General features: G+C 70.7%; 23 protein-coding genes. 14 read left to right on the forward strand and 9 right to left on the reverse strand.

Going from position 1 to position 23,075, the window contains the following annotated elements; all coding sequences use genetic code 11:
• Positions 1 to 8 precede the first annotated feature (8 nt).
• The gene (locus ACIA5C_RS22300; RefSeq protein WP_396057438.1) at positions 9 to 1,628 is read right to left on the reverse strand and encodes a RecQ family ATP-dependent DNA helicase; all 1,620 of its coding nucleotides are present in this window, start codon (positions 1,626 to 1,628) and stop codon (positions 9 to 11) included.
• Positions 1,629 to 1,719: 91 nt separating this feature from the next.
• Between ACIA5C_RS22300 and ACIA5C_RS22305 the strand changes: the two genes are divergently transcribed.
• Positions 1,720 to 2,157: an SRPBCC family protein gene (locus ACIA5C_RS22305; protein WP_396057440.1), complete on the forward strand. Its 438-nt coding sequence runs from the start codon at positions 1,720 to 1,722 to the stop codon at positions 2,155 to 2,157.
• A gap of 9 nt (positions 2,158 to 2,166) precedes the next feature.
• On the opposite strand, the gene ACIA5C_RS22310 is transcribed toward ACIA5C_RS22305, so the two are convergent.
• Genes ACIA5C_RS22310 through ACIA5C_RS22320 form a run of 3 tightly spaced genes read right to left on the reverse strand, consistent with a single transcriptional unit; the run spans position 2,167 to position 4,765 of the window.
• Positions 2,167 to 2,838, reverse strand: a complete 672-nt coding sequence (locus tag ACIA5C_RS22310; RefSeq protein ID WP_396057442.1) for a DivIVA domain-containing protein — start codon at positions 2,836 to 2,838, stop codon at positions 2,167 to 2,169.
• Between the two features lie 53 nt (positions 2,839 to 2,891).
• Positions 2,892 to 3,527 (reverse strand): LuxR C-terminal-related transcriptional regulator, encoded by a 636-nt coding sequence (locus tag ACIA5C_RS22315; protein ID WP_396057444.1) that lies wholly within the window; start codon positions 3,525 to 3,527, stop codon positions 2,892 to 2,894.
• A complete protein-coding gene (locus tag ACIA5C_RS22320) occupies positions 3,500 to 4,765 on the reverse strand; it encodes a sensor histidine kinase (RefSeq protein WP_396057446.1) in 1,266 nt (421 codons plus the stop codon). Before ACIA5C_RS22320 ends, ACIA5C_RS22315 begins: the two co-directional genes overlap by 28 nt.
• Positions 4,766 to 4,886: 121 nt before the next feature.
• Here ACIA5C_RS22320 and ACIA5C_RS22325 point away from each other — a divergent pair, with 121 nt between their 5' ends.
• The 4 genes from ACIA5C_RS22325 (at position 4,887) to ACIA5C_RS22340 (ending at position 7,910) form a co-directional block, all read left to right on the forward strand.
• On the forward strand, positions 4,887 to 5,915 hold the full coding sequence (locus ACIA5C_RS22325) for a fatty acid desaturase family protein (protein WP_396057448.1): 1,029 nt from the start codon (positions 4,887 to 4,889) through the stop codon (positions 5,913 to 5,915).
• Positions 5,916 to 6,103: 188 nt separating this feature from the next.
• Positions 6,104 to 6,307: a cold-shock protein gene (locus ACIA5C_RS22330; protein WP_396057450.1), complete on the forward strand. Its 204-nt coding sequence runs from the start codon at positions 6,104 to 6,106 to the stop codon at positions 6,305 to 6,307.
• 164 nt (positions 6,308 to 6,471) lie between these two features.
• Complete coding sequence (locus tag ACIA5C_RS22335; RefSeq protein ID WP_396057452.1) at positions 6,472 to 7,299, forward strand: phytanoyl-CoA dioxygenase family protein; 828 nt, start codon at positions 6,472 to 6,474, stop codon at positions 7,297 to 7,299.
• A gap of 62 nt (positions 7,300 to 7,361) precedes the next feature.
• Complete coding sequence (locus ACIA5C_RS22340) at positions 7,362 to 7,910, forward strand: hypothetical protein (RefSeq protein ID WP_396057454.1); 549 nt, start codon at positions 7,362 to 7,364, stop codon at positions 7,908 to 7,910.
• Between the two features lie 35 nt (positions 7,911 to 7,945).
• Here ACIA5C_RS22340 and ACIA5C_RS22345 read toward each other — a convergent pair whose 3' ends face one another.
• Complete coding sequence (locus ACIA5C_RS22345) at positions 7,946 to 8,605, reverse strand: hypothetical protein (RefSeq protein ID WP_396057456.1); 660 nt, start codon at positions 8,603 to 8,605, stop codon at positions 7,946 to 7,948.
• A gap of 88 nt (positions 8,606 to 8,693) precedes the next feature.
• Here ACIA5C_RS22345 and ACIA5C_RS22350 point away from each other — a divergent pair, with 88 nt between their 5' ends.
• Both ACIA5C_RS22350 and ACIA5C_RS22355 read left to right on the forward strand, forming a co-directional pair.
• Positions 8,694 to 9,422, forward strand: coding sequence for a hypothetical protein (locus ACIA5C_RS22350; RefSeq protein WP_396057458.1), 729 nt, complete (start codon positions 8,694 to 8,696; stop codon positions 9,420 to 9,422).
• Positions 9,423 to 9,481: 59 nt separating this feature from the next.
• Positions 9,482 to 10,714, forward strand: coding sequence for an ROK family protein (locus ACIA5C_RS22355; RefSeq protein WP_396057460.1), 1,233 nt, complete (start codon positions 9,482 to 9,484; stop codon positions 10,712 to 10,714).
• Positions 10,715 to 11,345: 631 nt separating this feature from the next.
• Here ACIA5C_RS22355 and ACIA5C_RS22360 read toward each other — a convergent pair.
• The 3 genes from ACIA5C_RS22360 to ACIA5C_RS22370 all read right to left on the reverse strand — a co-directional run bounded on the left by ACIA5C_RS22360 (position 11,346) and on the right by ACIA5C_RS22370 (position 14,594).
• Entirely contained in the window at positions 11,346 to 12,104 is a 759-nt protein-coding gene (locus ACIA5C_RS22360; RefSeq protein ID WP_396057462.1) for an ABC transporter permease subunit, read from the reverse strand.
• A 70-nt stretch (positions 12,105 to 12,174) separates the two neighbouring features.
• Positions 12,175 to 13,674, reverse strand: coding sequence for an ABC transporter permease subunit (locus tag ACIA5C_RS22365; RefSeq protein WP_396057464.1), 1,500 nt, complete (start codon positions 13,672 to 13,674; stop codon positions 12,175 to 12,177).
• Positions 13,671 to 14,594, reverse strand: a complete 924-nt coding sequence (locus ACIA5C_RS22370; protein ID WP_396057467.1) for an ATP-binding cassette domain-containing protein — start codon at positions 14,592 to 14,594, stop codon at positions 13,671 to 13,673. The genes ACIA5C_RS22365 and ACIA5C_RS22370 overlap by 4 nt, the downstream gene beginning before the upstream one ends.
• Before the next feature lie 115 nt (positions 14,595 to 14,709).
• Between ACIA5C_RS22370 and ACIA5C_RS22375 the strand changes: the two genes are divergently transcribed.
• The 3 genes from ACIA5C_RS22375 (at position 14,710) to ACIA5C_RS22385 (ending at position 17,110) form a co-directional block, all read left to right on the forward strand.
• Complete coding sequence (locus ACIA5C_RS22375) at positions 14,710 to 15,372, forward strand: response regulator transcription factor (protein WP_396057469.1); 663 nt, start codon at positions 14,710 to 14,712, stop codon at positions 15,370 to 15,372.
• Positions 15,369 to 16,442 (forward strand): sensor histidine kinase, encoded by a 1,074-nt coding sequence (locus ACIA5C_RS22380; protein WP_396057471.1) that lies wholly within the window; start codon positions 15,369 to 15,371, stop codon positions 16,440 to 16,442. The genes ACIA5C_RS22375 and ACIA5C_RS22380 overlap by 4 nt, the downstream gene beginning before the upstream one ends.
• A 332-nt stretch (positions 16,443 to 16,774) precedes the next feature.
• Complete coding sequence (locus tag ACIA5C_RS22385) at positions 16,775 to 17,110, forward strand: hypothetical protein (protein ID WP_396057473.1); 336 nt, start codon at positions 16,775 to 16,777, stop codon at positions 17,108 to 17,110.
• 292 nt (positions 17,111 to 17,402) lie between these two features.
• On the opposite strand, the gene ACIA5C_RS22390 is transcribed toward ACIA5C_RS22385, so the two are convergent.
• Positions 17,403 to 17,540 (reverse strand): hypothetical protein, encoded by a 138-nt coding sequence (locus ACIA5C_RS22390; RefSeq protein WP_396057475.1) that lies wholly within the window; start codon positions 17,538 to 17,540, stop codon positions 17,403 to 17,405.
• A 63-nt stretch (positions 17,541 to 17,603) separates the two neighbouring features.
• On the opposite strand from ACIA5C_RS22390, the gene ACIA5C_RS22395 reads away from it, so the two are divergent.
• From ACIA5C_RS22395 to ACIA5C_RS22410, 4 genes are read left to right on the forward strand one after another with little or no spacing between them, the layout of a single operon-like run.
• Positions 17,604 to 18,590, forward strand: coding sequence for a sugar ABC transporter substrate-binding protein (locus ACIA5C_RS22395; protein WP_396057477.1), 987 nt, complete (start codon positions 17,604 to 17,606; stop codon positions 18,588 to 18,590).
• Positions 18,587 to 19,513 carry a carbohydrate ABC transporter permease gene (locus ACIA5C_RS22400; RefSeq protein ID WP_396057479.1) on the forward strand — a complete coding sequence of 309 codons (927 nt, stop codon included), beginning with the start codon at positions 18,587 to 18,589 and terminating at the stop codon, positions 19,511 to 19,513. Before ACIA5C_RS22395 ends, ACIA5C_RS22400 begins: the two co-directional genes overlap by 4 nt.
• Complete coding sequence (locus tag ACIA5C_RS22405; RefSeq protein ID WP_396057481.1) at positions 19,510 to 20,355, forward strand: carbohydrate ABC transporter permease; 846 nt, start codon at positions 19,510 to 19,512, stop codon at positions 20,353 to 20,355. Before ACIA5C_RS22400 ends, ACIA5C_RS22405 begins: the two co-directional genes overlap by 4 nt.
• Before the next feature lie 13 nt (positions 20,356 to 20,368).
• The gene (locus ACIA5C_RS22410; protein ID WP_396057483.1) at positions 20,369 to 23,074 is read left to right on the forward strand and encodes a hypothetical protein; all 2,706 of its coding nucleotides are present in this window, start codon (positions 20,369 to 20,371) and stop codon (positions 23,072 to 23,074) included.
• The last annotated feature ends 1 nt before the right edge of the window (position 23,075 follow it).

Genomic DNA, 23,075 nt, shown 5'->3' on the forward strand with positions numbered 1-23,075 from the left:
CCGTGACCTCACGCGGGCTCAGGGGTGAGCAGTCCGTTGGTCAGCGAGGCCGCGGTGAGATGCCGGTAGCCGACCGAGTCGAACGCGACCACCAGCTCGTGGTCGTCCCGGCTGAGCAGCGTGCCCGGCCCCCAGAGCTTGTGCCGCACCTTCAGACCGGCGGCGGGCGGCCGCTCCTTGAACGTCGGGGCGGCGGGGGCGTGCTCGTCGTTGTCGCAGGAGCCGCACGGCGGGTCGTACTCCTCGCCGAAGTAGCCCAGCAGCTCGGCCCGGCGGCAGTGGACCGTCTCGGCGTACCCCCGGGCGGCCTCGATCCGCGACCGCAGGATCGCCTGCCGCCGGTTGCCGGCCGCGGTCACCTGGCGGAACGCGTCGCCCATCGGCGCCGCCAGAACCGCGTCGTTGCCGTCCGGCTTGAGCAGGTCGAGGTCGAGCAACTCGTCGACGACCCGGGACACCGAGGCCCGGCTCACCTTGCTCACCTCGGCCAGTTCCTTGACCGTGATCCGCCCGCCGGCCGCCTCGATCGCGTCGATCACCGCGTGCACCGGCGCGTCGCCCATCCTGGAGCGGGCCGCGAGCAGACGCGGGATGCGTACGGTCCGGGGGTCGTAGACCAGCACCGCACTGGCCGGCTTGCCGTCCCGCCCGGCCCGGCCGATCTCCTGGTAGTACTCGTCGAGGCTGCCCGGCACCCCGGCGTGCACGACCGTGCGCACGTCAGGCTTGTCGATGCCCATGCCGAACGCGCTGGTGGCGACCACGACGTCGAGCCGCCCGGCGAAGAACGCGTCCTGCACCTCGCTGCGCCGGGCCGCGGGCAGGCCGGCGTGGTAGGGCTCGGCCCGATAGGCGTCCAGGCGGAGCCGTTCCGCCAGGCTTTCGCAGCGGGCATGACTGAGCGCGTAGACCAGCGCCGGACCGTCGTGGGCGAGGACCACCTCGACCGTACGGTCGTCGACCGCCCGGTCTTCCGGCAGATCGTGCCGGGCCCGGCGCACGGCCAGCGAGATGTTGGGCCGATCGAAATCGGCCACGATGACCTGCGGCTCGCGCATCCTCAGCTGGCGGGTGATGTCGGCCTGCACCGGGGGAGCGGCCGTCGCGGTCAGCGCCAGCACCGGCGGCCGGCCGGCCGCGTCGACCACGTCGGCGAGCCGCAGATATTCCGGCCGGAAATCGTGCCCCCACTCGCTCACCAGGTGCGCCTCGTCGACCGTGACCAGCGTGATGCGCCGCGGGCTGCCCTGGATCGCCGCCAGCGTCTCGGCGTTGGCCAGCTGCTCCGGCCCGAGCATGACGAAGTCGACCTCGCCCCGGCCCAGCGCCTCCAGCGACGACGCCCGGTCGGCGTGGTGCTGCGACGAGTTGAGCATCACGGCCCGCACCGACCCGCGCGCGGTCATCGCCCGCAACTGGTCGCGCTGCAGGGCGATCAGCGGCGACACGACCACGGTCAGGCCGCCCAGCGCGAGGCCGCCGACCTGATAGATGGCGGTCTTCCCGCTGCCCGTCGGCAGCACCGCCAGGGTGTCGCCGGTCGTGGTCAGCGCGCTGAGGGCCCGGCGTTGCGCGGGCCGCAGCGTGATGCCGAGGACGTCGGCGGCGATCCGGTCCAGTTCATCCATGGCGTTCAGCAGCTTAGCCAGCGATGTCCCGGGTGATCGACCAGGGAGTTGCCCGGGCTCGCCCGGGCCCGGCCTCGGGCAGTCTGGTCGCATGTCAACGATTCACTTCGCCGAGACCGTCGCCGCCACCCCCGAGCGCATCGTCGCGGCGCTCACCGACTTCGGGCCGGGGCGGCAGGAGCTCTTCGGCAACAGCTCCGACGACTACCTGCGGGTGCACGGCCGGGGCGCGACCTACGCCGACGTCACCGAGGGTGCGGGCGGCGTCTGGGAGCGGCTCCGGTACGACTGGGCCGACCCGCGCCGCGTGGTCATGACGACGACCGACTCCAACCTCTGGGGCGGCCGGTCGGGTCACGTCTATGCGATGACCCCGCAAGCCGACGGCACGACGCTGCTCGACGTGGTCGTGGTGCGCGAGGGCCGGAACCTCAAGGGGCGCCTGGTCGGCGCCCTGCTCGGCAGCGTCGGCAAGGGTGGCCTGCACAAGGCCCTGCGCAACACGATCAAGGTGATCGAGTCGCGATGACCGGCCGGCTCAAGCCTGGGGGGCGTCGCTGAGGTGGTGCTGCTGCCGGACGATGTGATCCTGCAACGCGGCCTGGTAGTCCTCGGCGAACGTGGTCATCTCGCCGATGTCGCGCAGCGCACCGGCCTGCTGGGTCTCCAGCTCGGCCACGGCTTGGTCGTGGCGGCGGCGGGCGTCCCGTTCGATGTCGCCGGCCTTCTCGGCGGCCTCGTGCACCAGGCGCCCGGACCGCTGCCGGGCCTGGTCGAGCAGCTCTTCGGACTCCCGGCGGGCATCGGAAAGATGCTGGTCGGCGGTGTGCTGGGCCATCGCCAGGACGCGCCCGACGCTCTCCGGCGGCACGATCGCGGGCGCGGCCGGCGTCGTCCGGGCCTGACGGAGCTGGTGCTGGAGTGCGTCGGCCCGCCGCTGCGCCTGGTCACACGCCTGGCGGGCGCGGTCGAGCTGGGCCGCGAGCGCATGAAGCTGGGCTTCGGCGGCACCGTCGTCGCGGCGCACGACCGGCGCGCCCGAGCGGTTGAGCAGGTCGGCGTTCTCCTCCAGAAGATTGATCATCTCCATGGAGACCTCGTCGAGGAGGGCGTCGACCTGCTCCTCGTCGTAGCCACGCTTGCCGAGCGTGGCCTTCCCGAACTCCCGGTTGTGGATGTCGGCTGGGGTCAGCGGCACAGTGCTCCTCACGTCGGTGCTCCTCACGTCGGTGGACAGGGTCCCACCGTACGCGCTTCCGCGGATCAGGCGTCCAGGTACATCAGGACGGCGAGCACCCGGCGATTGTCGTCCTCGGACGGCGGCATCCCGAGCTTGCTGAAGATGTTGTTGATGTACTTGCTGACCACCTTCTCGGTGATGAACAGCCGCGACGCGATGGCCGCGTTGGATCGGCCCTCGGCGATGCAGCCGAGCACGTCCCGCTCGCGCTGGGTGAGCACGGCCAGCGGTTCCCGCCGGGCCAGCAGCTTCGTGACGACCTCGGGGTCGAACGCGGTGCCGCCGGCCGCGACCCGCTCGACCGCCTGCACGAACTCCTCCACGTCGGAAACCCGCTCCTTGAGCAGGTAGCCGATGCCGCCGCCGCTGTCGGTGAGCAGTTCATGGGCGTACAGCGGTTCGACGTGCTGGGAGAGCACCAGCACCGGCAGCCCGGGAATCGCCGCGCGGGCCGCGATCGCCGCCTTCAGGCCCTCGTCGGTCTGCGTCGGCGGCAGCCGGACGTCGATGATGGCCACGTCCGGCCGGTGGCCGAGCAGGGCCGGCAGCAGCGCCGGCCCGTTGTCGACCGCCTCGACGACCTCGAAGCCGAACGCCTCCAGCAGCCGGGTGAGACCGACCCGCAGCAGCGTCAGGTCTTCGGCGATGACAACACGCACGGCACCTCCATGCTCACAACGGTCGGGCCGCCCGGCGGGGAGGTCAGCGCCATGGTCCCATCGAACGCGTTCAGGCGGCGCTTGATGCCGTCGAGTCCGGTGCCCCGCCCCGGGTCGGCGCCGCCGACCCCGTCGTCGCCCACCTCGACGATAAGGACACCCTCGGTGTGCCGGATGGTTACCCAGGCCGACTCGGCGTGACTGTGCCGGCCCATGTTGGCGAGCGCCTCGGCCACCGCGAAATAGACCGCCGACTCGACCGGGGTGTCCAGGCGCCCGGGCAGTTCGGAGGTCACCCGGGCGCGTACGGGAAGGCTCAGCGCGAGCGCCCGGACCGCACCCTCCAGACCCCGCTCGGCGAGCACCGGCGGATGGATGCCGCGGACCAGGTGCCGCAGGTCGACCAGCGCGGCGGTGCTCGACGCCCGCGCCTCGGCGAGCAGCTTGAGCGCGGCCGCCGGGTCGCGGCGTACGAGCCGCTCGGCGAGCCCGATCGTCATGCCGACCGAGACCATCCGGGCCTGCGCGCCGTCGTGCAGGTCACGTTCGATGCGGCGCAGCTCGGCCGCCTGCGCGTCGATCGTGTCGGCCCGGGTCACGGTCAGGTGGGCGACCCGCAGCCGCAGCTGGGCGCCTCCGGTCGGCGCGAGCAGCAGCCGGGCGAACCGTACGTCCAACGCCCGCAACTGCGGTGCGACGGTAAGTCCGACCGCCAGGATCACCAGGCCCTGGGGAAGGGCCAGCCAGGCCTCGCCGAGGTCGCTGGTCGGCCAGATGAGGCCGTAGCCGAACCACACGTCACCCAGGTACAGCCAGAGCGGCAGCAGCGCGATGCCAACCACGCCGTACACCGTGACCGCGAGGGCGAGCAGCCCGAGAGCGGCCCCGATCAACGCACCCGGCAGCAGCCAGGCCATGTCGCGCCAGGTGGCGGGGTCGGTGATGATCCAGCGAAGCCAGCGGCGGCTGCCCATCTCGGCGCGGTCCGGGGCGGGCAGGTAGGGACGGAGGATCGGGACGCCGACCCGTGCCGCGAGGCGCCGCTCGACGTCGGCCCGCCAGCGGACGACGGTGGTCGTCACCGCGAGCAGGTCGGTGCCGAGGACGGGAAGCGGGCACAGCAGCAGCCCGGTCAGCCACAGGGCGAGCACCGGCACGTTGAGGACCGCGAGGCCGGCCGCGAACAGGCTGTACGCGGTCGCGCGCAGACCCGTACGCATCCAATGCCCCGGTGTCATGTGTCCATCATCGCGCGCCCCGGCCGGCCGCTGAAAAGGGGGCACAAGGGTGCTGGCACCCCAAGCCGGGTGGGGCCCCGCACTCCTGATGAGCCGGCCCGGAAAGCGAACAATGGACGACATGACGGCAACCACAGTCGAACGGAGCGCGGTCGCCGGTAGCGACTTCGCCCAACTGAACCGGCGTATCACCGCACTCGGCCTGATGAAGCGCCGACCGGCCTATTACGCGCTGCGCCTGATAGCGGTAGGCCTGTTGGTGGCCGGCGGCTGGACCGCCTTCTTCCTCATCGGGTCGTCCTGGTGGACACTCGCCGTGGCGGTGCTGCTGGCCGTCGCGTTCGCGCAGCTGGCCCTGGTCGCCCACGACCTGGCCCACCGGCAGGTGTTCCGCACCAAGCGGCCCAGCGAGATCGCGGGCATGGTGGCCGGAAACCTCGGCATCGGCATGAGCTACGGCTGGTGGATGGACAAGCACACCCGCCACCACAACAACCCCAACCACGACGACCTCGATCCGGACGTGGCGCCCGAGGTGCTGATCTGGGCGACCGAGTCGGCGCTCGGGCGGCGGGGCCTCAAGGGTTTCGTCACGCGGCACCAGGCCGGGCTGTTCTTCCCGCTGCTGACACTGCTCGGCGTCGACCTGAAGGTGTCCAGCGTCAAGGCGCTGCGCAACGGGATCGTGAAGCGCCGCCGGCTCGAGGCCACCCTGCTGGCCGTGCACGCGATCGTCTACTTCACGACCCTGTTCCTGGTGCTGTCGCCGCTGCAGGCGGTCGCGTTCATCCTGGTGCACCAGGCCCTGTTCGGCGTCTACCTGGGCATGACGTTCGCGCCCAACCACAAGGGGATGCCGCACCCGACCGGCGACGAGGACTACCTCCGCAAGCAGGTGCTGACCTCCCGCAACGTCCGCGGTGGCTGGTTCGTCGACGTCGCCCTCGGCGGCCTCAACTACCAGATCGAGCACCACCTGTTCCCGGGCATGCCGAGCCCGAGCCTGCGGCGCGCGAAGCCGATCGTGGAGGCGTACTGCGCCGAGATCGGGGTGCCGTACGCGCAGACCGGCCTGATCGAGTCGTACCGTCAGGCGCTGCGTCACCTGCACGAGGTCGGCGAGCCGCTGAGGGCTTCGCGGGCCCGCTGAAGACCGGCGGGCCGTGCTACGGTTGCCGGGTTGCAGTTTTGATTCCTTAGACGTTCTCAACGCCTGATGGGCATCTCGGCCCGTCAGGCGTTTTGTCTTCGTCGGTGTTCGGATTTGTCCGAGGCGATCAATGCGGTGACGTGAGGGGTCACACGGTGTGGCACCTCCAGGTTTGCAGGGAGAACAGCATGGTTACCGGAACCGTTAAGTGGTTCAACGGCGACAAGGGCTTCGGCTTCATCACTCAGGACGGCGGCGGCGCTGACGTCTTCGCGCACTACTCGGCCATCGCCGCCTCGGGCTTCCGCAGCCTCGAGGAGAACCAGCGGGTCGAGTTCGATGTGACGCAGGGCGCCAAGGGCCTCCAGGCGGAAAACATCCGTCCGCTCTGATCGAACGGCCCGGCCACCCCGCAAGGGGAGGGCGGGCGTGGTGGCGGCCGATCGCCCCAGGTCGAGATCCGTGCAAACGTGATCTCCCGGGGCGGTCGGCCGCCTCCTTTTCTCTCCGGCCGGTGGACGTGCGCTGCGGCGACTGTGGCCGCAGCATGGAAAGCATGACGACTTCCGTTACCCCGGACGCCGGCGAGAAGGCCCGCACGGCGATCTACGAGGACGGCATCACCGCCCTGCCCGGCGCCTTCACCACCGCGTGGGCGGACGACATGCGCGCCGACATCGAGGCCGCCTTCGCGGAGGCGAAGGACCGCCCCGGCGGCGCCGTCGGCCGCGGCCCCAACCGCTACTACGTCGAGATCCACCCCGAGCAGCTGCGCGGCTTCGCGGACCTGGTCACGCACCCGTGGGTCACCGCGGTCTGCGCCGCGGTGCTCGGCGCCGACTACAAGATCGTCGAGCTGGGATTCGACATCCCGTTCCCGGGCGCGGCCGATCAGCCCTGGCACCGCGACTTCCCGATGCCCGAGATCACCCGCACCCAGCGGCGGCTCGACTCGCTGGCCTTCAACCTGACCGGCGTGGACACCGTCGACGAGATGGGCCCCTTCGAGATCGCCCCCGGCACCCAGTTCGACGACGAGCCCGACTTCGACCACGGCATGTTCCCGCCCAAGTCGCGCTACCCGCGGTACACCGACCGGGCGGTACGGAAATATCCACGCCGCGGCGACATCTCGGCCCGGTCGGCGCTCACCCTCCACCGCGGCACCGCGAACCGGTCGTCGTCCTCCCGGCCCGTCCTCGTACTGGGTGTGGACGCCGCCAACGGCACTAACGCCGACAAACACGACATGGCGGTCACCGACGCGTACTGGAAAGCGCTGCCGACGCAGGCGCGTGACCACCTGCCCTGCCGCATCGTCGACCGTCTCACGCCCATCGTGCAGAAGCACACCATCGAGGGATTGGTGATGGGCGACGCATAGGCGAGCCGTGTAACCGCCGGACACCGGGGTAGGCCAAAAGCACACCTACCTTGGAGGACATCTTGTCTACCGACACACTTTCCCGTTCCCTGCACGACGTCGGGCTCGCGGCCTGGTTCGGCGGCACCCTCGCCAACGCCGTCGCCCTCAACCGGGCGTCGGCCGAGGCCGACACGGCGAACGGCACCGGCCGCGTCGCCAACACCGGCTGGAACAAGTGGACGCCGGTCAACGCGGCCGCGATCGGCGCGCACCTGGCCGGCAGCGTCGGCGAACTCGTCGGCAACCGCGCCCGCCTGGCCGTCCAGCAGGGCGCCGGGGGCACCGCGATGGCCAAGACCGGCCTGACCGTGGCCGCCCTCGCCGTCACCGGGTACAGCCGGCTCCTGGGCCGCAAGGTCGCCAAGGAGTCGTCGGTTCCGGCGCTCGCGGCCACCGAGCCCGCGGCCAGCACCCCGGACGACGTGGCGAAGGCACAGCGGAAGCTCGCGTTGCTGCAGTGGGCCGTGCCGGTCCTGACCGGTGCGCTCATCGTCGTCAGCTCGCTGGCCGGCGAGCAGCAGCGTGCCGGCGCCGTGAAGAAGGGTGTACTCGCCCGCTTCAGCCGCTGACCCAGTTCGGTCATCAGGTTTTCGAGGGCGGCAGTTCAGGTTTTCGAGGGCGGCAGGAACGCGGCTGCGGCAGCCGCAAGATCGGTACCGGAGTGCGCGGCGTGGATGCACAAAGTCAGGTACGCGTCGTCGGCGGTGCCGCGGTCCTCCTTCATGATGGCGGCAACAGCGCGGTGGATGCGGTCACGCACCGCCAGCGCCTCGGCGTAGCCGGCAACCAGTTCCTGACCGCCGGAATCGGTCAGCGAAGGGGCGCCCTCGAGAACCAGCCCCCGGACGGTGCAGATCGCGCCGATCAGCGGCATCATCGCCGACGGGTTCCGGCCGTACACATTCAGCACGGCCACCGCCTGCCCGCAGCCGGTGTGCAGCGGCACCGACACGGAGGCGGTCAGGCCGAGCCGCGGCGCCTGCTGATGGAAGCCGGGCCAGTGGATCGTCGTATCGGCGACGGGCCCGGTGCCGCCGTCCACCGCCCGGACAAGCTCGTCGCCGACCGCGACGACCACGTCGGACCCGTCGCGCAGCGAGGCGACCGAGGCGTAGGCAGCGACCGACACCCGATTCGCGGCCAGCCGCACGATGGCCGAGAGCTGCGACTCGATCGTGGACAGATATTCCGGGCTCCCGGCCAGGTTCCGGAGACCCGTGAGCAACGGGCCCCGGATCGACGGATAAGGATTGTCGACGACCATGATGGCGGCGCGGGTTACCCCGAACGACGCGTTTTAGTCCGATCGACTCCATCAGATTGGAAAAGATGGACCCGGGAATCCTCCGCACATGAGAGCCCGCTGGTTGGCGGCGGCCGTCGCCGCTGTAGCCCTCACCGTCCGTGCCACCCGGTCGAGGCATCGCCGCTCGCTGCACCCGGCGGGCCGGTCGTTCACCGGCGACCTGCACATCACGGCGGCCGACCCGCCGATCGGGGCAACCCTCCTCGATCAGACGGCAAGCTATCCGGTCACGCTTCGCGTGTCCAAAGCCGCGGGTACGCCGGGAAGCCTCCCCGACGTCAGAGGGCTGGCCATCCGCGTACACCTGCCCGGCCGCGACTTCGACCTGCTGCTCGACAGCACCGGCCGGCGGGTCAGGCACTTCCCGGTGCCGAGGCGCAGCTTCAACACCCCGTACGGCACGATCACCTCCTACCGCGCTGGCAGCAGCAGCCGTGGTCGTGCTCCTGACCGCGGCCGTCGCACCTCTAGCCCGGGTGGCACCGGCCGTGGCGAGAAGGTCTACCTACTGGCTGAGCCGGACCGGCGCCACGGGCTCATTCTGTGGGCCGGCGATCAGACGGTCGGCCGGGTGACGATCGGCCGCCCCCTGCCGCCGTCGGAGGATGCTGCTCTCGCGTTCGACCCGGTCCGCAACTCCCTTCCCGACCTGCATCCGAGCGGCTTCCTCCACGCGGCGCGCGCGTTCGCGTACCCCTGGAGCCAGCGCTGGCGCCGCGCCGCACCCGCGCCGCAGAATCCGGCCGCGGTGAGGCGGGCGGGCGCGCATCGCTGAGGGCGCGGCCCGGGTCGGAGCTACGCTGTGGCCAGTCGGGTCGCGTGGAGGGGTCAGCGTTGGACAGAACGGGGACGAACCTTCCCGCAGTCGGCGGATACAACCAGACGGTCGTCCTTGACGCGATCCGCCGGCGCCCGGAAGGCATCACCCGCTCGGAGCTGGCCGCGCTGACCGCCCTGAGCAACATGACCGTCACCAACGTGTGCCGGCGCCTGCTCGACGCCGGCCTGGTCGACGAGCAGGGCCGCCGGGCAGGCGGCCCCGGGAAACCGGCCGCGGTGGTCAAGCTCAACCCGGGCGGCGGCTTCGCGATCGGCGTACACATCGACCCGGCCGCCGTCACCTACGTGATGGTCGATCTGTCCGGGACGGTGCGGGACCACTCGCGTACGGGAACTCCCGCCGTCGGCGACCCCGGACTGGTCATCGACGAGATGGCCAATGCCATCGAGGCCTTGATCGTCAGCTCGGCGGTCGACCGCTCGCGCATCCTGGGCATTGGGATCGCCTCGCCCGGCCCGGTCAACACGTCCGACGGCATCGTGCTCAACCCCCCGATGATGCCCAACTGGCAGCGCGTCCCGCTGCGCCGAGCCCTCGCCGAGGCAACGGGCTTGCCGGTGCTGCTAGAGAAGGACGCGACCGCCGCGGTCGTAGCCGAGCTCTGGTACGCCGACCCGGGCGCCAGCCGGGACTTCGCGTTCATGTACTACGGCACCGGCCTGGGCACCGGCCTGTCCGTCTCCGGCGAGGTGGTCCGCGGCGTCACCTCCAACGCCGGCGACGCCGGCCACATCACCGTCGACCCGGCGGGCGCCGTCTGCCCGTGCGGCCGCCGCGGATGCGTCGGCTACATCACCGTCCCCCGTACGCTCGTGGACCGCGCAGCCACCGAAGGCATCCTGGAGCCCGTAGACCTGGACGACACGGACGCCGTCGAGACCGCCTTCCGCCGCCTGGCCGACCTGGCAGACAACGGCGACCCGGCCGCGACCGCGATCCTGACCGACGCCGCCCGCGCCCTGGCCCGAGCAATCGTCCTGGTGGTAAACCTGCTGGACATCGACCGAGTCATCTTCGGCGGCCCCTTCTGGCCCCCGATTGCGGCAACGATCCTGGCCGCCCTCCCGACCGCAGTCCAGAACGACCCGGCCCTGGTCCTGCCCCATCCGGTCCGCCTGTCCGAGTCCGCAATCCCCGTCGACGTAGCCGCCGTCGGCGCCGCCACCCTGGTCCTGGACAACACGTTCTCCCCACGCCCCTCAGCCCTCCTCCTGGCCGCAGACTGACACCGCCGCAGCCGGCAGCCGCAGCCGGCAGCCGGCAGCCGGCAGCCGTAGCCGTAGCCGTAGCCGTAGCCGTAGCCGTAGCCGTAGCCGTAGCCGCAGCCACCGCCGTAGCCGTAGCCGTAGCCACCGCCGGTCGTCGTTGCCGCCGCCGGACCCGTTGCCGCCTGCGCCGCCGCTCGCCGCCCGGCGCCCACACCGCCATCGCCACGACCCATCGCCGCACCCGTCGTGACTGCCGCACCGCGACCCGCTGCCGCCTGCTACCCGCCGCCCGGCGCGGAGCCCCTCACCGCCACCGCCCCGATGTCCTCGATGGCGAGGGCCGGCCGCGGCCACATCGCCGCACCCGTCGTGACTGCCGCCGCTGCGACCCGTTGCCGCCTGCGCCGCCGCCCGGCGCCGAGCACCCACCGCCGCCGCTGCGACCCACCGCCGCCGCTGCGACCCGTCGCCGCCTGCGCTGTCGCTCGTCGTCGCCCGCCGCCGTGGCCTGTCGCCGCCGCCCGTCGGGCGCCCGTTGCCGCCGCCATCCGTCATCCGCCGTCGTCGTCACGGCCCGTCGCCCGTCACGTGGCCCGCCGCCCGCCGCGAGCGCCGAGCGCTGTCACCGCCCGGCGCCGCCGCGGCGCTGTTACGCGTCGCGCGCGATGAGGAGCAACCAGCCCACGATGAGGGCGCCGAAGGCCCATGCGGCCAGGACGGCGAGACCGGCCCACGGGCTCAGCACCAGGTCGTGCAGGTTTACCGTCGCCTGGATGTTGAGGCCGGCGCCCATCGGCTGGATCTGCTCGAGGTGGCGCCGCCAGTGCTTGTCGCTTACGACCGAGGTGATGAGCGGAAAGACGTACAGCAGGCCCAGCACGATTCCGATTGCCGCCGCCGGCTCGCGTACCGTCGCGGCGAGGCCCAGGCCGAGCAGCGAGATCAGGATGAGGTAAAGGACGGAGCCGCCGACCGCGCGCAGTATCGTCGGCTCGGTCAGCGCCGCGAGGTGGTAGCCCCGGCTGGGAAGAAGCAGCCGGCTGCAGACGTAGCTGCCCAGCACGCCAAGCGCACCTGAGACTGTCACAAGCACGACCAGGTTGGCCGCCTTGGCCAGTAACAGGGACGTGCGGCGAGGAGTCGCGGCCAGACTCACCCCGATCATGCCGGTGCCGTACTCGCCGCCCAGCACCAGCACGCTGAGTGCGACCACGACTGCCTGCCCGAGTTGTACGCCGATCAGCCCGGTGCGGGCCGGGTCGACCGCACAGCCGTCCCCACCCGGGCACCCGGCGGTGGCGGCCGACGCGGCACTCATGCCGGTGGTCAGCGCGACGATCCCCAGCAGCATCCAGACCGTGCCGGGCGAGGTCCGCAGCTTCGTCCACTCCGACCGCAGCGCGCTCACTCGTCCCTCCGGCGTAGTAGGGCCGTCGTGACGCTCCGCGCGACGACTGTCCACTCTGATCGCCGTGCTTTCATGCGTCTCTCCGGCGTAGCAGGATCGTTGCGAGGCCCAGCGCGACGGCCGTCCAGGTGGCGAGCACCCCGAGGCCGGCCGTCGGCGAGAGCGGGAAGTAGCCGCCCGCCGGGGCGTACACGTTGTCGACCTGAGCCCACTGGACGGCGCTCTGCTGGATGGCGAATGCCGCCGCGGGGCTGAATCTCAGCACCCACTCGGCCGCGCCCAGCGGTAGCACCGAAACGGCCAGCAGATAGGGCAAGACGATCAGCACGATGACTCCGGCCACCGCCGCGGAACTGCGCCGCAGTACGACCCCGACGGCGAGGGCGAGGACTGCCGCCAGTGCAAGCAGGAGGCCGGTGCCGAAGACCAGGCGCAACTCGGTGCCTGTGCCGGCGGGTAGGACGTAGACGCCGTGGGAGCGCAACACCCCGACGCCGAAGGCCAGCACGACCGCCGCGGCGACCACGCCGACCACGAACGACACCGCGCCGACGACGGAGGCTTTCGAGGCGAGGACCACCCCGCGCCTGGGACGTGCGGCCAACGTCGTCCGGATCAAGCCGCGGCGATATTCCCCCGTGGCGTAGAGGGCGCCGACGACCACGATGGCGACCAGCCCGATGAAAGTGCCGATCAGCGTCTGGGTGATTGATACGCCCAGGCCGGCGCCACCGGTGACCAGGGGTGCGATGTCGCCCGAGCCGCTGAGGGTGAACGTGTCACCGCTGCGCCGGTAGTTCTGCTGCTCGAACGGACCTCCGTTGCCCGGCCCGCCGATCCGCGTGCCGGTCCACGCCGAGGCCGTCCAGTTGCCTTGCTGGGAGAGGTGATCGAAGGTTGCGGTGACCTGCGACGGGCCGCTCTCGACGCCGCTCATGCCGAAGGGGCCGCTGGCCGTGGCGCTGTAATCGGGCGACGCGGCGAACAACCCGGCCTGCGCGGTCGAAGGAAGGTCGGCCACGCGTACGGTTCCGATGGTGGTCCAAGTGATGCCGTCGGCGGACGATGCGCCCGTCACTTGGTCACCGCTGCGGGTCAGCCGGAGCCAGCGCGGCGAGGAACCGGACGGACCGGCGATGTCGCCGGTGAAGTCGGACTGCATCCGTACGCCGTGGGATCCGGTGAGCATGACGGCCGCGTACGCGGAGCCCGGTGTAGTGCCGGCCTTCATGATCAGACCGACCTTGGCCCACGGCACGAGGCCCGGGCGATTACCGTGCTCGCCGGCGATCGCGCCGGTCAGCGTGGCCACCCGTACGGTGATCGAGCCGTCGCCGGCCAGGGGCTGCGCGACCAGGTAGAGCCCGTCGCTGACCACCTCTCCACCCGGCCCGGTCGGCGGCTTGCACTCCGAACCCGGGCCGCGCGTGCCGCAGCTGCCCGACATGCCGGGCGCCAAGCCGAGCCCGATGACGGCGACGGCGGCGACGAACAGGGCGAACACCCAGCCCGGAACGGTGCGCAGCTTGGTCCACTCGGCCCGGGCCTGTTGCCGGAACTCGGCGATCATCGCGCGCCTCCCGGAGCCCGGTAGTCGACCGCGTTGCGGGTCAGCTCCAGGTAGGCGTCTTCCAGCGTCGGCCGGTGCGCGGCGACCTCAGAGAACGGGACCTCAGCCGCAAGGAGCGCCGCGATGACGCGCTGGGACCCCAGCCCGGTGACCGACCATGAGTCAGGCCCGGTGCGCGTGACCGCCCCGCCTTCGCGGTGGAGCACGTCGGCCACCGCGGTCTCCTCGGTGCGCAGGGTGATGCGGTCGCCGGCGGCCCCGGCCAACAGCTCCGCCACCTCGGTGTCGGCGATGACGCGGCCCCGGCCGACCACCACCACGTGATCGGCGGTGTCCTGCATCTCGCCCATCAGATGGCTGGACACCAGCACCGTCCGGCCCTCGGCGGCGAGCGACCGCAGAAAGCCGCGCATCCAGACGATGCCTTCCGGGTCCATGCCGTTGAACGGCTCGTCGAGCATCAGCGCGGGAGGCTCGCCGAGCAGGGCGGCCGCGATCCCCAGCCGCTGCCGCATGCCGAGTGAGTAGCCGCCGGCCCGGCGCCGGGCCACGCCATCGAGCCCGACCTGCTCCAGCGTCTCGTTGACCCGGCGAACCGGGATGCCCTGCGAGTGGGCCAGCCACAGCAGGTGGTTGCGCGCGGTGCGGCTGGGTTGCAGGGCGCCCGCGTCGAGCAGCGACCCCAGCCGGGTCAACGGCCGACGCAAACTGCGGTAAGGCCGGCCGCCGACCAGTGCCTGACCCTCGTCGGCCGAGTCCAGCCCGAGGATCACCCGCATCGTGGTGGACTTGCCGGCGCCGTTGGGCCCCACGAACCCGGTCACCCGCCCCGGCCGCACCGTGAACGTCATGCCGTCGAGCGCGACGGCCGGACCGTACCTCTTGTGCACCGCTGTGACCTCTATGGTCGCCTCGTTCATCTCGCTTCCTCTCCCGAGAAGTCGCTTCGCCGGCAAGTTCTACGCGGGCGGTGGTGTCATGCCGGTGTCATCGGCTGACACCTGGATGACACCGGCCAACTGGCAAGGTGTTGGCATGCGAGTGCTGGTCGTGGAGGACTTCGAGATACTGGGGCAGACGATCGGCACCGGCCTGCGCCGCGAAGGGATGGCCGTCGACGTGGCGCTCGACGGTCACGAGGCGCTGGCCCACCTGGCGGCGACGCGATATGACGTGGTGGTGCTCGATCGTGACATCCCGGGCGTCCCGGGCGACGAGGTGTGCCGGCGGATCGTCGCCGGACCCTCGGGCAGCCGGGTGCTGATGCTGACCGCGGCGAGCACGGTCAGGCAGCGCGTGGAGGGGCTGGGCCTGGGCGCCGACGATTATCTTCCCAAGCCGTTCGACTTCGCCGAGTTGGTGGCCCGGGTGCGTGCTCTGGCCCGCCGTTCGGTTCCCGCGTTGCCGCCGACCCTGGAGCACGGCGATGTGAGCCTGGACCCGGCGCACCGGGTGGCGACGCGCGGCGGCCGCCGGCTCGACCTCAGCCGGAAGGAGTTCGCTGTCCTCGAGTGCCTGTTGTCCTCGCCCGGCCGTCCGGTCTCCGCCGAGGAGTTGCTGGAGCGGGTCTGGGACGAGGCGGCCAACCCGTTCACCACCGCTGTCAAGACCACGGTTAGACGCCTGCGAGCCAAGCTTGGCGATCCGCCGGTGATCGAGACCGTCCGCGAGGGCGGCTACCGGATCGGGCAGCCATGATTCCCCGGCGAAACCGGCTGCGGGTGCAGTTGACGCTGCTGTACGCGATTCCGTTCTTTGCTACCGGGGCGGTGCTGTCATCGATTCCGCTCTTCGGCGCCGAATCGACGGCGCCGGCCGGCTCGGCGGCGACGCAGCCTGAGCAGCACCCTCCGCTGGAGACCCACGGTTCGCTCACGAGCACGGCCATTGCGCTCGCTGTGCTGACCGTGCTGTCGCTGCTGGTCGGGTGGTGGGTGGCCGGCCGGTTCCTGCGGCCGCTGCGCACCCTGACGGCGACGGCCCGGGAGATCTCGGCCACCAACCTCGACCGCCGGCTCGGCCTGGCGGATCGCAAGGACGAGTACGGCGAGCTCGGCGAGACCCTCGACGACCTGTTCGCGCGCCTGGGAATGGCCTTCGAGTCCCAGCGGCGTTTCGTCGCCAACGCCTCGCACGAGTTGCGCACCCCGCTGACGGCCGAGCGGGCGCTGCTCCAGGTGGCGCTGGCCGACCCGGCCGCCGATCCGGAAGAGTTGCGCCGGGCCTGTGCCGAGGTGCTGGAGCTGGGCCGTCGCCAGGAACGACTGATCGACGCGTTGTTGACCCTGGCCAGCAGCGAGCAGGGGGTGGAACGGCGGCTCCCGTTCGACCTCGGCGCGCTCGTGTCGGAGGCGGTCGACGCGCGGCGGGACGAGGCCGCGGCCAGGGGCATCCGGTTGACCGCCACGGTCTCCGCCGCGCCGGTGGTCGGCGATCCCAACCTGGTGGGCAGCCTCGTGGCCAACCTGCTTGACAACGCGTTGCGGCACAACGTGCGCGGTGGCCGGGTCGAGGTCGGCGTGGGCGGCGGGGCGCTGTCGGTCGGCAACGACGGGCCGGTCGTGCCGGCCGACGAGGTCGACGGCCTGTTCGAGCCGTTCCGGCAGATGGGAGGTGACCGCATCGGCAATACCGCCGGTCACGGCCTGGGCCTGGCGATCGTCCGGGCGATCGCGAATGCGCACGGCGCCGCGCTGACCGCCACGCCCCGCCGCGCCGGCGCGGGCGGCCTCGACATCACGGTGACCTTCCCGGCCCTCGGCCGCTGACTGCTGCCACCAAGGGTTCAGGGCGGCGTCGGGCGCTGGTTGGGCTGGTCGCGCGGCTTCGCGGGCGAGCTCGTCCTCTGGCGGGGTCGGAGTGGTGGCGCGTCCAGGTTGGCCAGGGTGTGGCGACCTTGCGGGCGAGGTTGCTGCCCGGCGGTGGCGGTGGCGCCGTCGGAGGCGGTGGCGGTCGCGGTCGCGGTGGCGGTCGCGGTCGCGGTGGCGGTCGCGGTGGCGGTGGCGGTCGCGGTGGCGGTGGCGGTGGGGGTGGCGAGGTGAGGTTGGCCGGATTCTGGTCGCTTCGGGCGGTCGGCCGCGAGCGCAGCCAGGTCTCCCGCATGCTCAAGTCGCTGGTCGCGACCGGTCTCATCGAGCAGGATCCGGAGACCCGCGCCTATCGGCTCGGCCTGCCGATGTACGCGCTGACGGCGCGCGCCGGCGATCAACAGCTGTTGCGACGGGCCAGCCCGGTGCTCCGGGCGCTGGCGCTGGAGACGGGTGAGTCGGTGGTGCTGTCGGTGCTGCGTGGAATGGTCGCCGCGCTGAACGTTTCCGGTTCGTCGGAGCGGATGTGCGACCGCGTCGCGACGCACAGTATTGCTGCTCAGGGTGCGGCGATGCGGATCTTCCCGGGCTTCGGTCACGAGGGTGTTGCCTGCAGTTTGAAAATATGATGTTCTAACTCGGTCACGGCGCCTGGTGCGCGAACCGCCCCGCGTTGTGCCCCACTCCACCGATCCTTAAGGCATCCCGAAACCCACGCGTCAGCGTCGACCGGCTTGAGAAAGACCTCGGGAAGGACCACATGAGCACTGCAAGGAAGCGCCTGCGGCTGGCGGGCGTCGCGTTCACCGTGGCGGTCGGCGTGGCCGCGCTCACCGCCTGTTCGTCGAGCGACAAATCGGACAGCAGCGCCGGGGACGCCAAAGCGGCGGCCTGTGCGCCCGCAAGCGGCCCGGTCACCGTTCAGTACTGGAACACGGTCCCGGGCATGGACCAGGTCGTCGCGCTCTGGAACAAGAACAACCCGAACATCCAGGTGCAGGTCAAGAACATCTCGAACGACCAGTACGGCCAGATCGGCAACGCGCTGAAGGCCGGCACCGCCCCCGAGCTGGCCCAGGTCGGCTACGACGAACTGCCCGACCTGCGGACCCGGACGCGTTCGTGGACGCCTCGGCCTGCGCCGACGCGAAGGCGGCCGAGTCGAAGTTCGTGCCCTGGACGTGGACGCAGAGCAGCTTCGGCAAGACCGGAGTGTTCGCGTTCCCGCAGGACACCGGCCCGATGGCGCTGTTCGTGCGCAGCGACCTGTTCACCAAGTACCACGTCGACATCCCGAAGACCTGGGACGACTACGCCACGGCGGCCCAGAAGCTGCACGCCGCGAACCCGAACCTGTCGATGACGTTCTTCGACCCGAACAACGCCGAGTGGTTCAACGGCCTGCTCTGGCAGAACAGCGCCGACATGTACAGCTACTCAGGCGACCAGTGGCACGTCACCGTCGCGTCGGACAAGAGCAAGCAGGTCGCCGAGTACTGGCAGAAGCTGATCGACCAGAAGCTGGTGCGCACCGATCTGGCCAACAGTTCGCCCCCGATGTATGCGGCTTACCAGAAGGACCAGGTCGCGACGTATGTCGGCGCCGCCTGGGGGTACAGCATGTTCCGCGACAACCTGCCGAAGCAGGCGGGCAAGTGGACGATCGTGCCGATGCCGACCTGGGGCACCAGCCCGGCCTCGGGTGACTGGGGCGGCTCGACGGTCGCGTTCATGAAAGGCAACAAGCACCTCTACGAGTCGGTCAAGTTCAACGAGTGGCTGAACTCCGACCCGGAGGCGCTGGCTCTGGAGAACAAGCTCGGCGGCCTTTACCCGGCCGCCACGGCCGGCCTGCAGCTGCCCGCGCTGTCGCAGGGCGTGCCGTACTACAACAACCAGAAGATCTTCGACGTCTTCGCGGACTCGTCGAAGAACATCGACACCAGCTTCACCTGGGGCCCGACTCAGAAGACGGTCAACCTCGCCCTGCAGGACGCGATGGCCAAGGCGGCGGCCGGTAAAGGCACGCTGACCGACGCGATCAACGCCGCGCAGGACAAGGCGCTGTCCTCGATGAAGGACCAGGCGATCCCGGCTTCTGCCGGATGACCGGTACCGCCAGGCCGGCCATGGGCCGCCGTCGCCATCGCGGCGGCGGCCCCCGGGCGGGCACGATCGCCGCTTTCCTGACGCCGTTCTTCGTGCCGTTCGCGCTGTTCTACCTGCTGCCGGTCGGCTACGCGATCTGGCAGAGCACCCAGGTGGTGAGGCGGACCGGCGGCCAGTACGGGGACTCGTACACCGCGTTCGGCGGGTTCGAGCAGTACGTCAAGGCGTTCCAGGACAACGAGTTCCTGGCCAGCATCGGCCGGATCGCGCTGTTCGGGATCGTGCAGGTCCCGGTCATGCTGTTCCTGGCGCTGGTCATGGCGTTGCTGCTGGACACCCCGTTGCTCAAGGGCAAGGCTTTCTTCCGCATTGCGGCGTTCATGCCGTACGCCGTGCCGGGCGTGATCGCCGCGATCATGTGGAGCTTCCTGTACTCGCCGCAACTGAGCCCGGTCGTCGACCTGCTGCAGAAGCTCGGTTTCCACCCTGACTTCCTCGGCCCGGGCGCCGTGCTCTGGTCGGCCGCGAACGTCTCGACCTGGCTGTGGACCGGCTACAACATGCTGATCATGTTTTCCGCGCTGCAGTCGATCCCGCAGGAGCACTACGAGGCCGCGAAGATCGACGGCGCGAGCAACTGGTCGATCGCCTGGAAGATCAAGGTGCCGATCATCGCCCCGTCGATCGTCCTGACCACGGTCTTCTCGATCATCGGGACGCTTCAGCTGTACGCCGAGCCGGCCGTGCTGCGCCAGATCTCGTCCAACATCTCCAGCACGTTCACCCCGAACATGCTCGCCTACGCGGTGGCGTCGGGGAACAACTACCAGCAGGCGGCCGCCGTCTCGGTGATCATCGCCGCCATCACCTTCGTGCTGAGCTTCGGCTTCATGAAACTGACATCAAAGAGGGCCGGGCTATGAAAAGCCAGGAAAGCAAGGTGTCGCGGACCGCGGCGATGGCTCTCATGTTCCTTCTGGCCATCTACTTCCTGCTACCGGTCTATTTCCTGCTCGTCGCCGCGACCAAGCCGCAGGGCGACCTGGCCACCACGTTCGGCCTGTGGTTCTCGCACTTCGATCTCGGCGCCAACCTGAGGACCCTGTTCAGCCGCACCGACGGCATCTTCCTGCGCTGGGCGCTGAACAGCGTCATCTACGCCGTGCTCGGGGCGGCGATCGGCACGCTGATCTCGGCGCTGTGCGGCTATGCGCTGGCCAAGTTCAGGTTCCGCGGCCGCGAGTTCCTCTTCTCGGTCATCCTCGGCGGCGTTCTCGTGCCGACGACCGCGCTCGCACTGCCGCTGTTCCTGCTCTTCTCCAAGCTCGGCATCGTCGACACCTATCTCGCGGTGTTCCTGCCCAGCATCGTCAGCCCGTTCGGGGTCTATCTCGCGCGCATCTTCGCCAGCGCGGCCGTACCGGAAGAGATTCTGGAATCGGCGCGCCTGGACGGCGCCGGCGAATTCCGTACGTTCTTCTCGGTCGCCTTCAAGCTGATGTCGCCGTCGCTGGTGACCATCTTCCTGTTCCAGTTCGTCGGGATCTGGAACAACTTCTTCCTGCCGATGGTGATGCTCCAGAAGGAGTCGCTGTTCCCGATCACGCTCGGCCTTTTCGAGTGGAACGGCCAGACCGCGCGGGTGTCGCTCCTCCAGGAATCGGTGATCACCGGCTCCCTGGTCTCGATCGTCCCGGTGATCATCGTCTTCATTCTGCTTCAGCGGTTCTGGCGGACCGGCCTCGGTGCCGGCTCGATCAAGTGAGGGTTCTGCCGTTATGCCGAGCAATGCCGTCTTCGTGCCCCACTTCCACTGGGATCGCGAATGGTACGAGCCCTTCCAGGTTTTCCGGCACCGGCTGGTGACGGCCATGGATACGGTCCTGGCGTCCGCCGAGGCCGATCCGGACTTCCGGTTCACGGTCGACGGGCAGATGGCGGCGATCGAGGACTATCTCGAGATGCGGCCGGAGAACCGGGATCGCGTCGCCGCCCTGGTCGCCGAGGGGCGGCTCGGCATCGGGCCGTGGCTCATCCTGCTCGACGAGTTCCTCTGCTCGGGCGAGACCATCGTGCGCAACCTGCAGATGGGCTGGGCGGCCGCGGCCGAGCTCGGCGGCTCGATGCCGCTCGGCTACCTGCCCGACATGTTCGGCCACGTTGCCCAGATGCCGCAGATCCTGGCCCGGGCCGGGCTCGAGCACGCGGCCCTCTGGCGGGGGGTGCCGGGCACGGTGACCGGGCACGCGTTCCGCTGGCGGGCGCCGGACGGCTCCGAGGTGCGCACCGAGTTCCTGTTCGACGGCTACGACAACGGGCTCGACGTGCTGCTGATCCCGGACCGGATCGGCCCGGCGCTGGCCGAGTACGCGTCGATGACCGCCGAGCGCTGGGGTTCCGACCCGGTGCTGGCGATGGCCGGCACCGACCACAACGCGCCGGACCCGCGGCTGCCGGAGTGGCTGCGGCGGGTCGGCGGGGTGACGATCGCGACGCTCGACGACTACGTGCGCGAGCACGCGAAGGACCCGGCCGCCGCCGTGGTCACCGGCGAACTCCGCAGTCACGTGCGCGGCAACATCCTGCCCGGCGTGTTGTCGGTGCGGCTCGCGCTCAAGCAGGGCATGGCGGTCGCCGAGCGGACCATCGACCACGCGGAACGTCTGAACGCCCAATGGTCGGACCACGACGAGTCGCCGTTCCTGACCCTGGCCTGGCACAAGATCATCGAGTCGACGGCGCACGACTCGGTCGTGGGATCGGGCACCGACGAGACCTCTGACCAGGTCGAGTCCCGGCTGGCCGAGGCGACCCAGGCCGCGCGCGCGGTCCGCGACGCGACGCTGACCGCCGCCGCCGCGAACGTGCCGAGCGATGCCTACCTGGTGGCCAACCCGCTGCCGGTGCCCCGGACCACGCTGATCGAGGTGGACGTGGCCGCGGGCGACGGCGACGACCTGGTCGCGGTCGGGGCCGACGGGACGGCCCACCCGGTGCAGCCGACCGCGTACGCGCCGACCGTGCTCAGCGACGAGCGGATCGGGGCCTTCCAGCTGGAGCGGGTGCTGCGGCGGATCCACCGGCGCGAGCTGTTCGGACGGCTGATCGATCGGTATGAACTGCGGCCCGGCGAATTGGTCTTTCACGTCGCCGAGGTGCCGCATCGCAAAGAGTTCGACCTGATGATCCTGCGCGGGGAGGTCGCGGCGCTGGCCGAGCAGCACCCGGGGGAGTGGACGGTGAAAACGCTCGCCGAAGCCCGCACCACCGTGCTCGCGCCGGTTTCCGTTCCGGCGGGCGGGTTGGCGGCGGTCCGGGTTTCGGCGAGCGCGGAGAACGGCGTACAAAAAACGGCGCCGGCCGATGCGGCGACCGCAACCGACCGTGGTTTGTCCAACGGACTGGTCGAGGTGCTGATCGCGGAGAACGGGACGCTCGACATCACCGGAGCCGACGGAACCGTTCTGCGCGGGGTCGGCCGGCTCGTCGACGGCGGCGACCGGGGCGACAGTTACAACTACGGCCCGCCGGCGCGGGATGTGCTTGTCGAAACGCCGGCCGTGGTCGCGGTGGAAGTCGTCGAGACCGGTCCGCTGCGGGGCCGGGTCAAAGTCACTCGCGTCTATGACTGGCCGGTCACGATCGACGTCGACGACCGTGACCGCCGCAGCGGCAGCACCGTCGCAACCCCGGTCGAAATGGTCGTCGAGGTGCGCGCGGGTGAACCATTCGTGCGGCTCGGCACCTCGTTCCTCAACCAGTCCGCCGACCACCGGCTGCGTCTGCACGTGCCCTTGCCGGTTCCCGCCGCGATGTCGGCCGGCTCCGGGCAGTTCGCGGTCACCGAGCGCGGGCTGACCGCCGAGGGCGGCTGGGGCGAATACCCGATACCGACCTTCCCGGCCGACGAGTTCGTATCGGCCGGTATGGCAACCGTGCTGTTGGACCATTCGACGGAATACGAGTTGGTCCAGGGCGGATCGGAACTCGCGGTCACGCTGCTGCGCGCCGTTGGATCGATCAGCGTCAACATCCATCCCTATCGGGACGAGCCGGCGGCGACCGAGATCAGCGCCCCGGGGGCGCAAGATCTGGGCGTACGCATCGAGCACCGGTTCGCGGTCGTTCCGTCGGCGACCGGCTGGCCGGGTGCGCACGCGGTCGCGCTGGCCGCCGCGTTCCGGCACGACGTGCTCGCCGTCCGCGGCAGCGGGCCGTCCGGCGACATCCTGCCCCCGGACCGAGCGGGCCTCGGCGTGGCGGGCGATGATCTGTTGGTGTCGAGCATCCGCCGGGTCGCCGGGGGCACCGAGGTGCGCCTGGTCGCGATGAGCGACGCCGGCGCGACCGCCCGCCTGACCGGGGCGTTCACCGAGGCGACCACCGTCGACCTGCTCGGGCGGCCGCTCAGCACGGTGTCCGCGGCCGGCGAGCTGGAACTCGGCCTGGGGCGCTGGGAGATCCGTACCGTCGTAGTCCGATAGG

Source organism: Actinoplanes sp. NPDC051343, from assembly GCF_044455125.1.
Classification (GTDB): domain Bacteria; phylum Actinomycetota; class Actinomycetes; order Mycobacteriales; family Micromonosporaceae; genus Actinoplanes.

What these genes read in the sequence shown, in the direction of transcription:
- ACIA5C_RS22300 (WP_396057438.1), bottom strand. Translation starts at nt 1,628, where the DNA reads ATGGATGAACTGGACCGGATCGCCGCCGACGTCCTCGGCATCACGCTG.
- ACIA5C_RS22305 (WP_396057440.1), top strand. Translation starts at nt 1,720, where the DNA reads ATGTCAACGATTCACTTCGCCGAGACCGTCGCCGCCACCCCCGAGCGC.
- ACIA5C_RS22320 (WP_396057446.1), bottom strand. Translation starts at nt 4,765, where the DNA reads ATGACACCGGGGCATTGGATGCGTACGGGTCTGCGCGCGACCGCGTAC.
- ACIA5C_RS22325 (WP_396057448.1), top strand. Translation starts at nt 4,887, where the DNA reads ATGACGGCAACCACAGTCGAACGGAGCGCGGTCGCCGGTAGCGACTTC.
- ACIA5C_RS22330 (WP_396057450.1), top strand. Translation starts at nt 6,104, where the DNA reads ATGGTTACCGGAACCGTTAAGTGGTTCAACGGCGACAAGGGCTTCGGC.
- ACIA5C_RS22335 (WP_396057452.1), top strand. Translation starts at nt 6,472, where the DNA reads ATGACGACTTCCGTTACCCCGGACGCCGGCGAGAAGGCCCGCACGGCG.
- ACIA5C_RS22345 (WP_396057456.1), bottom strand. Translation starts at nt 8,605, where the DNA reads ATGGTCGTCGACAATCCTTATCCGTCGATCCGGGGCCCGTTGCTCACG.
- ACIA5C_RS22350 (WP_396057458.1), top strand. Translation starts at nt 8,694, where the DNA reads ATGAGAGCCCGCTGGTTGGCGGCGGCCGTCGCCGCTGTAGCCCTCACC.
- ACIA5C_RS22365 (WP_396057464.1), bottom strand. Translation starts at nt 13,674, where the DNA reads ATGATCGCCGAGTTCCGGCAACAGGCCCGGGCCGAGTGGACCAAGCTG.
- ACIA5C_RS22370 (WP_396057467.1), bottom strand. Translation starts at nt 14,594, where the DNA reads ATGAACGAGGCGACCATAGAGGTCACAGCGGTGCACAAGAGGTACGGT.
- ACIA5C_RS22375 (WP_396057469.1), top strand. Translation starts at nt 14,710, where the DNA reads ATGCGAGTGCTGGTCGTGGAGGACTTCGAGATACTGGGGCAGACGATC.
- ACIA5C_RS22380 (WP_396057471.1), top strand. Translation starts at nt 15,369, where the DNA reads ATGATTCCCCGGCGAAACCGGCTGCGGGTGCAGTTGACGCTGCTGTAC.
- ACIA5C_RS22385 (WP_396057473.1), top strand. Translation starts at nt 16,775, where the DNA reads ATGCTCAAGTCGCTGGTCGCGACCGGTCTCATCGAGCAGGATCCGGAG.
- ACIA5C_RS22400 (WP_396057479.1), top strand. Translation starts at nt 18,587, where the DNA reads ATGACCGGTACCGCCAGGCCGGCCATGGGCCGCCGTCGCCATCGCGGC.
- ACIA5C_RS22405 (WP_396057481.1), top strand. Translation starts at nt 19,510, where the DNA reads ATGAAAAGCCAGGAAAGCAAGGTGTCGCGGACCGCGGCGATGGCTCTC.
- ACIA5C_RS22410 (WP_396057483.1), top strand. Translation starts at nt 20,369, where the DNA reads ATGCCGAGCAATGCCGTCTTCGTGCCCCACTTCCACTGGGATCGCGAA.